This window comes from Rhizobium sp. SEMIA 4085, from assembly GCF_013004495.1.
Lineage (GTDB): Bacteria > Pseudomonadota > Alphaproteobacteria > Rhizobiales > Rhizobiaceae > Rhizobium > Rhizobium gallicum.
In genome coordinates this window covers 1-9,202 of sequence record NZ_JABEPH010000244.1, presented here as the reverse complement: position 1 = coordinate 9,202, position 9,202 = coordinate 1, and the positions used below count along the sequence as shown (strand labels likewise).

The following is a 9,202-nucleotide window of genomic DNA, read 5'->3' as shown; positions in this document are numbered from 1 at the left end:
CGGCTGGCCTTCGCCGCGGCCCCAGTGCAGCCGTGCCAGCTTGCACAGATTGCGACCGATCTTGTCGATGCGCCCTAGCTCGCGCCAAATCGCGATAGCACGATGGTGCGCCTCGATCACCGGTTCATAGACGTGCAGGGCCAGTCCCGCCTCGTAGGCCCAGTCTTCGTAAAGCTGGGCGGCCAGTTCCGGTGTGGCTTGCGCGACGTATTTGAGAGCTGTCGCCAAATGTGAAGCCCCCTCCCGGTGAGCGCCCAGGCGCGCCGCATGGGCCGCGGCTTGTGGCGCCAGTTCGAGAACGCGCGCCCCATCGTCGGCCCCGGCAGCGTGGTGTACACGGCGTGAAAGCAGGGCAGACGCATGGGCCGTAGGGAGTTGTGATATCGCCACTTCCACCTTTGCATGGAGCGACCTCTGAAGGTTCGGTGGCAGCCGGTCGAGCGTCGCCTGCCGAGCAAGTTCATGTCTGAACATCACGGCGCCTTGGTCGTCTTGCCGCAGCAATCCACGCGCCACGCATTTGTCCACCAGGGCTTCGGCTTCGACACCGAGCAGGCGCCGGATGAGCCACGGTTCCACGCTGCCTGGCACAATGCTGATCACCTCAAGCACCTTGCGTTCACTCGCTGTCAGTCGAGACAGGCGCGTCCAGACCGCATCGCGTATCGAATCTGGTACACGCCCTGGCTCCGCCTCGCCGCTTGCCAGAAGTTCGGTGATGAAAAAGGGATTGCCCTCCGTAACGCGATAGAGATCGGCGGCGCCGCGGCCCGCCTGCTCAGCCAACACCGTCACCGCTTCGCGAGACAGCGGCTCAAGGGCAATGCGGGTGACCGATGCGGACGGAAGATCGCCGAGAACATGCGTCAGAGGATGATCGGCGCCGATTTCATCGCTGCGCAGACTGAGCACTAGCACGGCTGGAAGCAAGGAGATGCGGCGACCGAGGTATTTTATCAGGTCGAGCGTCGCGTTGTCGGCCCAGTGGACATCCTCGAAGATGAGTACGATCGCAACACTGGCGTGCTGAAGCACATTCAACAGTGCCGGAAAGAGCCGCTCCGGCGGAGCCGCCTGATCGAGCAGTGCTGCCACATGGGGGTCAAGCAGTTGCCCAATGTCCTGCATGGGGCCGAGCGGGCACGGCGTGAAAAGCGCCTCGCACCAGCCCCATAATACCTGGCAGCCTTTGTCGGCATGCTCCGCGAACTCGCGCAGGAGAGAGGTCTTGCCGATTCCGGCTTCGCCTTCGAGCAGCACAGTGCTGCCGTGCCCGGCCGCAGCGCTCCGCATTGCACTCAGTAAAGTTTCGAGTTGACCCTCTCGATCGAGCAGCATCGCGATACCCTCTCGTCGAGAGTATAACAAAATAAGATTATTTTGGCACAATGAAGTCTGCGAGTTGAAGGCCCTATTTCGCCAATATTAGGTAGAGGTTTTAGTTGTTTCTCCGGGACGTTAAGTAATCTTTTTCCGGCTGCTCGCGCGTGATGGCCCGAAACCGGAGCGCGCGGAGAGCTGAGCAATCCAATCATCGCCGCTCGCGCACCTTAAGATTGAAGCAACGACAGTTTCAAAGTCGACGGCACGCATCAGGAGAATTTTTTGCGGATGGAGCGTTCTGATGTTGACTGGTTCAGCGGCGGAAAATCCTGTCATCTATGACGACGAGGAGGTGGTTGAATTTCTTTCTTGATTTTGTCAGGGTCAATCTCTAAAAAGGGTCATAAATGACCCTTTTTAGGAGACGCGCAGTGTCAGTAGTTAGTCTAAAGGACGCAAAGGCGTCGTTCTCTCATGTTATCGATCAAGCTGCCGCTGGCGAGTTTGTAACGATCACGCGCCACGGTCGAGCCGCCGCCGTCCTGGTCAGTGTAAGAGCCGCAGAAGCCGCAAGGAAGGCACTCCGGAAGGATCGACCTAGCCTGGTCCAGTACCTGAAGACCTTTCCGGCTGATTCCGACCTCGACGACGATGTTTTCGCTCGCAACCCCGCCCCCTCCCGCGAGGTTGATCTGTGAGCTTTCTTCTCGACACCAACGCCATTTCCATGTTCTCACCTTCCAGGGCGAGTGCATCAGACACCTTTGCCGACTGGGTCAATGAGCAAGACCAACTGGACGCGATCTATCTTTCAGCGGTGACGGTCCACGAAATTGAAAAGGGCGTTCGCCTATTGGAAGCGAAAGGTGCCAAGGCAAAAGCGGCAGGGATTCACATGTGGCTACAAGGCCTGATCGCTGGACATGGTGACCATATTTTGCCGGTCGACAACGACGTCGCTCTTGAATCTGGCAAGCTGGAAGCGAAAGCGATTACTGCCGGATATAGTCCAGGTGCGGCCGACGCAATGATTGCAGGGACGGCAAGCGTTCATAAGCTTACCGTTATCACGGCAAACCTAAAGCACTTCCGACCGTTCGGTATTGCCGTTAAGTCACCGGATCAGGTTGCTCGCTAACGGAGTCTCAAACTGCGATCAGCCAGGCCTCGGTGCACGTTCATCAATGAATGCGGTCCCGAAGATGACGAAGCGACGCTTTGCCAGATATCGCCTCAGTGAAACATTGGCCATGCTCTGATTTAAGAGACGGTAGAGGTCTTTCGCAGTCTTGCGGATTGAAAAATGCTCACAACGCCAATCGTATCGCTCAGACTCTTCTTGTGCGCTCCAATCTAAAACCGACTGCGGTCGGCGCATCAGTCGTCGATGCGAAACCCGACCTTCATGACCACCTGGTAGTGGGCCACCGCACCATCCTTGATGTGTCCGCGGATTTGATCGACCTCGAACCATTCAAGGTTTCTCATCGTCTTTGAGGCTCGGGAAATCGCCGTCTCGATCGCCTCCGTGACAGAGGTCGTCGAACTTCCGATTAGTTCGACCTTCTTGTAAACGTGGTCGTTCATGCCATCCTCCCATTTGAGTTGAAATCTCTCTGACACGGCTTCCAAGCTTGCTACCGAACACACACGATCCGGGAACCGCCGCCTTTTGTCAAACGGCCCGGGTATGAGCGCTTCCGGAAAAAGTTCGGCATGCTCATCCGGCATCTCACTGTAACCGCTGTTCCAGCCCCACGTTGTCCTCGCTGCCGTAATCTGTGATCGCCTTTCGATGGACGAGCAACGGGAGTTTCTCCATGGAGACTACATTGGGGGTTCTCACGACCAGAAAGTCTGGGCGTGAGGTTCACCGGCACTGGCCGGACGAGGTCAAGGCATAGATCGTTTCTGAGAGCTTGCGGCCTGGCGCGATGGTGAATGAGGTCGCACATGCGCATCCGCGGGATCGGCGACAAAGCCCAGCAGGCTCATATTCGAGCCATCAAGGATTTCGCCAGGTTTCTGAAGCGATCTCCGCACACCGCCACACCCGATGACCTACGCGCCTATCAGCTGCACATGACCAACGCGGGCCTTACTCCGCCCACCTTCAACGCCCGCATCGTCGCGCTGCGGTTCTTTTTCGGCATCACCTGCGCACGCGAGGAGATGAAGCGGCATATGCAGTTCCGTCGGCAACCGCAGAAGTTGCCCGTTGTCTTGAGCGTCGAGGAGGTTTCCGACCTGCTGATGGCTGCCCCGGGGCCGGGCCTGAAGTATCGCGCCGCCCTCAGCATCTCCTATGGCGCCGGACTGCGTGCCTCGGAGGTCTGCAACCTCAAGATCAGCGACATCGACAGCGACCGGATGCTGATCCATGTCGAACAGGGCAAGGGGCAGAAGGACCGCAAGGTCATGCTGTCGCCCGGGCTGCTGGAGCTCTTGCGCGACTATTGGCGCGAAGCACGGCCACAAGGCTGGCTGTTTCCCGGCAAGCCGAAGATCAACCCGATCTCGCCGCGGCAACTCAACCGCGCCTTCACGTCGGCAAAGAGTGTGGCCGGCATCGCCAAGCCCGCGACACTGCACACCCTGCGGCACAGCTTTGCCACCCACCTTTTGGAAGCGAACACGGATGTGCGGGTGATCCAGGTCCTTCTCGGACACGCCAAACTGACGACCACCGCCCGATATACCCATGTCGCCACCAAGACAATCCGCGACACGGTCAGCCCGTTCGAGATCCTAAAGAAGCTACAGGACACAACGCTGCGACGGGGTCTGGAATAGCCCCGGGCCGCGGTGCCCCGTCAGAAGCTGGAGATCGCTGACATCTTCCGTGCCTATGGCCCCGCGTGGCGGCGGGCCAATGCCGGGCATGTCAGCCTGGCCCAGCTCAAGGTCATGTCGGCGATCGAAGCCTGCCGAACCGAGGCGCTCGGCGGGCACGTGGCGGCCTGTGCCAAATGCGGCCACCATCACATCGCCTATAATTCCTGCAAAAACCGGCACTGTCCGAAGTGCCAGGGACCTGCGGCGCGGGACTGGATGGCCGCCCGCGCCGCGGACCTGCTGCCCGTGGAATATTTCCACGTGGTCTTCACCCTGCCTGCCGAGATCGCGCAGATCGCTTACTGGAATAACAAGGTCATCTATGACCTGCTGTTTCGGGCATCGGCCGAGACGCTGACCACCATCGCCGCCGATCCCCGGCACCTTGGCGCGCGCATCGGCATGACCAGCGTGCTGCACACCTGGGGATCGGCGCTGAGCCATCACCCGCATGTCCACATCATCGTGCCCGGCTGCGGATTGTCGCCGGATGGCACGCGCTGGATTGGCTGTCGCCCCGGGTTCTTTCTGCCCGTAAAGGTTCTGTCCCGTCTGTTCCGGCGGCTGTTTCTCGAAGGACTGATGGCACTCCATCAATCCGGCGATCTGTCCTTCTTTAGCGATCTGGCCGGGCTTGCACAGGCGGATGCCTTCGCTGCCTGGCTTGCCCCCTTCCGCAAATCCGACTGGGTGGTCTACGCCAAGCCCCCGTTCGGCGGTCCCGAGGCCGTGCTGGCCTATCTCAGCCGCTACACCCACCGCGTGGCGATCTCCAACAGCCGCCTGATCAGTGCGAATGCCGAGACGGTCACCTTCCGCTGGAAAGATTACCGGATCAAGAACCGTGACCGTCACAAGGTGATGCGGCTGGCCACCGACGAGTTCATCCGCCGTTTCCTGATCCCCGTTCTGCCCGACGGATTCCACCGCATCCGCCATTACGGCCTCTTGGCCAGCGCCGCCCGAAAGGCCAATATCGCAAAGATCCGCAGTTTGCTCGGGGCGGAAGCCCCATCGCAGGATGACGCACCAGACGTTGAGATCATCCCGCTCACCTTGAGAGAGCCATGCCCCGACTGCGGCGGGCCAATGCGCATCATCGAGATCTTCAAACGCGGCCAGCGCCCGACAGCCCGAGCACCGCCACGAAAGGATGCCGCATGATGTCCTGCCTGCCATCTGCATTGCATCGGTTCCGGCTCGCACTCCTGTGCCGGCCCACCCCTGACTTGTGCTATTCGATGCTGATATCGAGGAACCGACCCAGATTTTGCGGCGTAGAACCCAATGCAACCGTCAGAGCGCAAACCGGCGCGCTCCAAATCAAGGCTCAGATGATTGGCCATGCCGGTCCCTCCACTGACCTCACCAGCCAAACGCACGTACTTTCCCCATAAACACCGTATTCGCCTCCCGCGGCTTCCTCCTTGGGAGGTTTTCCAACGCGGGCCGAAGTCGCGCCCAGCCTCACCTTCACACCGCGGCCCGCATCGAAAAACCTTCACCGAAGGAGACCGTCAATTCGTCGCGCGAGGACGGCAGCTTTGCGCCTAATGTCGGTCGTTTGGGCTGGCTTCAACAGATCCTGAAAGCGGACACGCCAACGATAAAGCCAAGATGCAGGAGATGCTCTCGTTGCCTGCTGCTTGTGACCGGAAGCAGCGGCATGGCGTTGAAAGCGGCCGGCTTCCCATCGGCGCGTTGCGGACGAGGGTGATGACGCTTCGCTCCACGCGTCCTAACCTTCAACCTTCTGCCAGACGGAGACATGTTTATCGCTGACCTGCGTGAACAGCTCCTTTTTCCAGCCGCCCCAACGCTCTTTGAGCCTTAAACCAGCCAGTCGCGCCATAAGGTCGAATTCAGCTGGCCAGGCATAACGAAACGGTACTGAGAATCGCTCATAGCTTCCGTCACGGAGCCAGATGTGATGGGACGAGAAATTCTGGTTCACCACGTCGTACTCGTCGACGCCCCAATGCGTTTCGCCGTGGTCGAACGCCAGGATCGTCTCGCCGACCGGCAGCCGCTGAAGCGGTGGCACGCCGACCTCAATCAGGAAGTGTCCACCAGGTTCGAGATGCGCGGCTGCGTTCCGGAAGCAGGCGAGCTGAGCGTCCTGCGATGTCAGGTTGTTTATCGTATTGAAAACCAGGTAGACGAGTGAGAACCGTCTCGCGACATCCGTCGTTACCATATCGCCGATCGCTACCGAGATCTCCGCGCCTCCTTCTTTAGCGCGAAGGCGAGACACCATCGGCCTCGAAAGCTCGATGCCCTCCACCTGCACTCCTTTCCGCGCGAGAGGAAGTGCGATACGTCCGGTTCCGATCGCGAATTCCAAGGCGCGCCCGCCTCCTGCGAGCTCGGCCAGGAGATCAACGGCCGGCTCGATCACCTCTGGCGCAGAGATGCCTTTATCATCATCGTAGGTCGCAGCGATCTTCTCGTCGAAAAGCCGGTCATCATGCATTCTGTCTGCCTCTCTGGTAACGCTTGTTTCAAGACCGACGGCGCTATCGCGTTGACCGCGGCTTCGTGGACATCGCATTAATTCGTGAGCCGTCGCGAAAGGGATCAGCGAGGGCTTCCACCCATCCGCTCGGGGCATGGGATTCCCCGCAGGCAAGCGCATCCATGGCGGCGGCCGGTGATCTGTTTCGTCGCTCGCTGGCTGCGACGGTGCCAGTCCAAGCGAACTCGCGAATATCGCGACGCGCAATACCTATGTCCGCCAGATCACGATCCGATAGTCGGTGCAGTGCGTGTTCGGTCTCGCTCCGTTGCCACCAGCCCACAATGACGGAGGCTCCGAACCTCAAAGCTGGTAGCTTCGTCAGAAGGCCGCGGGCAAGGCGCTCCGGGATTTCGGCTATTTGGAATTCCAGTGTCATGACCTTCGTCCAAGTTGTGCTGAGTTACTGCCAACCTAGTGAATTGCCGTCAGACGTGTTATCGGCAGTCTGACAAATTATGTCTCTGAGCCGCCATGATTGCCCGCGACAACCTGATCAACGTTCATTTGCCGGAAGACGGGTTCGGAGATTATCCGCATACCGCTGTCGCTCAGGGCGGAGCAGAGCCCGCCGGGCGGACCTACGCTTTTCATACGCACCACCGGGCGCAGCTTTTCCAGATCGTGCGGGGTTCGCTGAGGCTGGAGACGGAGCGGGGTTACTTCATCATCCCGCCCGAACGCGCCGTGTTCGTGCCGTCCGGGGTCCTCCACGAGGTGACCTACCTGCAGGAGACGGAGCGCAGCTATCTCTTTTTCCGCCCCGACGCGGTGGCGAGCCTGTCACCGGAAGTCTCCGTGATCGGTACGACGCGGCTCCTGCGCGAGCTAATCCTGGCGTTTCTGGAAATACCTCGCGCGGATGCGGGCAGCCTCCGCGCCGCACGACTTGTGGCAGTCATTCTCGACCAGCTCCAGCCGAGTCCGGTCGCACCGTTGTCTCTCCAGTTGCCGGCATCCGAACGCCTCCGGGACATCGCCGCAGACATGCGGAATGAGCCGGGCGCAGATTGGCCCCTCGATGAGCTTGCGTCACGTGCGGCCATGTCCCCACGTAGCTTCCAGCGTCACTTCAAATCTGAGACAGGGATGAGTTTCCGCGCCTGGCGACAGCAGGCGAAACTGCTGAAATCGGTGGAGTGGCTCGCCGGTGGCCGAAGCGTCGGCGACATCGCTTTTGCACTCGGCTACTCAGGCCCCAGCGCCTTCATCGCGGTTTTTCGGGCGGCCTTCGGTGCCTCTCCCGGAAAATAATTCCAAGACACGCCTCTGGAGCTGTGATTCACCGGATGCCCGGCGCGGCTTACCGCGTAAGTCTGCCTTCTTGGCCTCGCTCTCCAGAACCTGCCAGTCTCCTTCCGGCCCCATTTTTGGTCATCGCCAACCCCTTCGACATGACCGCTTTTGGCGGATATCGTTGAAAAACTCGATGGATTAGCCGTTCATCCGGCTGTTTCGATCCTTTTACGCAGAGAGCTATTGGTTATCTGCCCTGCGCTTCTGCGCAGGGCATCGATTTATGCCACTCCTATACGGCGATGATGCCGTGCGGCGACCTTTGTGGTCTGAGTTTCGCCAGTCTCCTGAGGTTTTGGGCGGTTGCGGCAAGCAGGAATTCGTCTCGCGCGCCGCACGGACCCCGCAGCCTCAAACGCGCCATCCGGAGAATGCGTTTGAGGTGAGCAAAGAGCATTTCGACTTTCTTACGACGATGCCGAGACTGCTCATATTCAGGCGTGGCAGCAATCGCTCGGGCGACATCGCGGGCGTCCTCGTTGAGATCACGCGGCACCTTGCGAGCAACCGCATTCGGGCAGCAGCGCTGTTTGATTTCACAGCCGTCGCAGTCCTTCTTGCTGGCTCGATAGAGCCGCCTTCCGTCGCTCGTGATCCCTGATCTGGGCGTTGCATAGGTTCTGTGGAACTGCTTCAGCTCCTTACCTGCCGGGCAAATGTAGCGATCATTCTCAGCCTCCCAAGTGAAGTCCGAACGCGAGAAGGTCCCATCGGTCCGGTTCGATTTGTCGAAGACAGGAATGTGCGGCGCGATGTCCTTTTCTTTGACTAGCCAGGCAAGATTGTCAGCAGAACCGTAAGCGCTGTCGGCGGCGAGATAGTCTGGCTTTAGGCCGAAGCGGTTCTCGGTCCTATCGATCATTGTGCGTGATGCACCGACCTCTGCCTGGCGGATGGCACGTGTGGCCTCGACATCGACAATGACGCCGTGATCGGTATCGATCAGATAGTTGGTGGCGTAGGCGAAGAACGCATGCCCTTTGTGGGCACCGGTCCATTGGGCTGCCGGATCGGATGGGGAGATAAACTTCGGCGTTACGGGAGAAGCAGCACCGAAAGCGGCGTCATCGAGAACTGCCAGATCTTCCTGTACCGAGCGGCGGGCGTCGTCTTTGATCTCCCATTCCGCGCCGGGTACCGAACGCTGCTTGTTGGCGTCCGCCGCGATCAGGCTGGCATCAACGGCAAAGCCTTCCGCACCCACCAGTCCCTGGGCAAGGCACCGTTCCACCA

General features: G+C 59.8%; 10 protein-coding genes. 5 read left to right on the top strand and 5 right to left on the bottom strand.

All coding sequences use genetic code 11. The features are described 5' to 3' along the window. Positions 1–1,338: AAA family ATPase (locus C9413_RS21730; RefSeq protein WP_170250892.1), on the bottom strand; the 1,338-nt coding region annotated here is incomplete at its 3' end. Between the two features lie 416 nt (positions 1,339–1,754). On the opposite strand from C9413_RS21730, the gene C9413_RS21725 reads away from it, so the two are divergent. Both C9413_RS21725 and C9413_RS21720 read left to right on the top strand, forming a co-directional pair. Further along, positions 1,755–2,021, top strand: a complete 267-nt coding sequence (locus tag C9413_RS21725) for a type II toxin-antitoxin system Phd/YefM family antitoxin (protein ID WP_170250891.1) — start codon at positions 1,755–1,757, stop codon at positions 2,019–2,021. Next, positions 2,018–2,461, top strand: a complete 444-nt coding sequence (locus C9413_RS21720; protein ID WP_039845828.1) for a PIN domain-containing protein — start codon at positions 2,018–2,020, stop codon at positions 2,459–2,461. Before C9413_RS21725 ends, C9413_RS21720 begins: the two co-directional genes overlap by 4 nt. A gap of 239 nt (positions 2,462–2,700) precedes the next feature. On the opposite strand, the gene C9413_RS21715 is transcribed toward C9413_RS21720, so the two are convergent. Continuing rightward, positions 2,701–2,910, bottom strand: a complete 210-nt coding sequence (locus tag C9413_RS21715) for a dodecin (protein ID WP_039846933.1) — start codon at positions 2,908–2,910, stop codon at positions 2,701–2,703. Between the two features lie 366 nt (positions 2,911–3,276). On the opposite strand from C9413_RS21715, the gene C9413_RS21710 reads away from it, so the two are divergent. Together C9413_RS21710 and C9413_RS21705 are read left to right on the top strand one after the other, a co-directional pair. Next, positions 3,277–4,116 carry a tyrosine-type recombinase/integrase gene (locus tag C9413_RS21710; RefSeq protein WP_039845829.1) on the top strand — a complete coding sequence of 280 codons (840 nt, stop codon included), beginning with the start codon at positions 3,277–3,279 and terminating at the stop codon, positions 4,114–4,116. 12 nt (positions 4,117–4,128) lie between these two features. Then, positions 4,129–5,322 (top strand): IS91 family transposase, encoded by a 1,194-nt coding sequence (locus tag C9413_RS21705; RefSeq protein ID WP_170250890.1) that lies wholly within the window; start codon positions 4,129–4,131, stop codon positions 5,320–5,322. Between the two features lie 574 nt (positions 5,323–5,896). On the opposite strand, the gene C9413_RS21700 is transcribed toward C9413_RS21705, so the two are convergent. After that, a complete protein-coding gene (locus C9413_RS21700) occupies positions 5,897–6,631 on the bottom strand; it encodes a class I SAM-dependent methyltransferase (RefSeq protein ID WP_039845831.1) in 735 nt (244 codons plus the stop codon). A gap of 43 nt (positions 6,632–6,674) precedes the next feature. Beyond that, positions 6,675–7,052: a DUF1127 domain-containing protein gene (locus tag C9413_RS21695; protein WP_063855993.1), complete on the bottom strand. Its 378-nt coding sequence runs from the start codon at positions 7,050–7,052 to the stop codon at positions 6,675–6,677. A 95-nt stretch (positions 7,053–7,147) separates the two neighbouring features. Between C9413_RS21695 and C9413_RS21690 the strand changes: the two genes are divergently transcribed. Continuing rightward, positions 7,148–7,927, top strand: coding sequence for a helix-turn-helix transcriptional regulator (locus tag C9413_RS21690; protein WP_170250889.1), 780 nt, complete (start codon positions 7,148–7,150; stop codon positions 7,925–7,927). Between the two features lie 274 nt (positions 7,928–8,201). Here C9413_RS21690 and C9413_RS21685 read toward each other — a convergent pair. Beyond that, positions 8,202–9,202, bottom strand: a 1,001-nt coding sequence (locus tag C9413_RS21685; RefSeq protein WP_170250888.1) for a transposase, incomplete at its 5' end; no start/stop codon positions are given.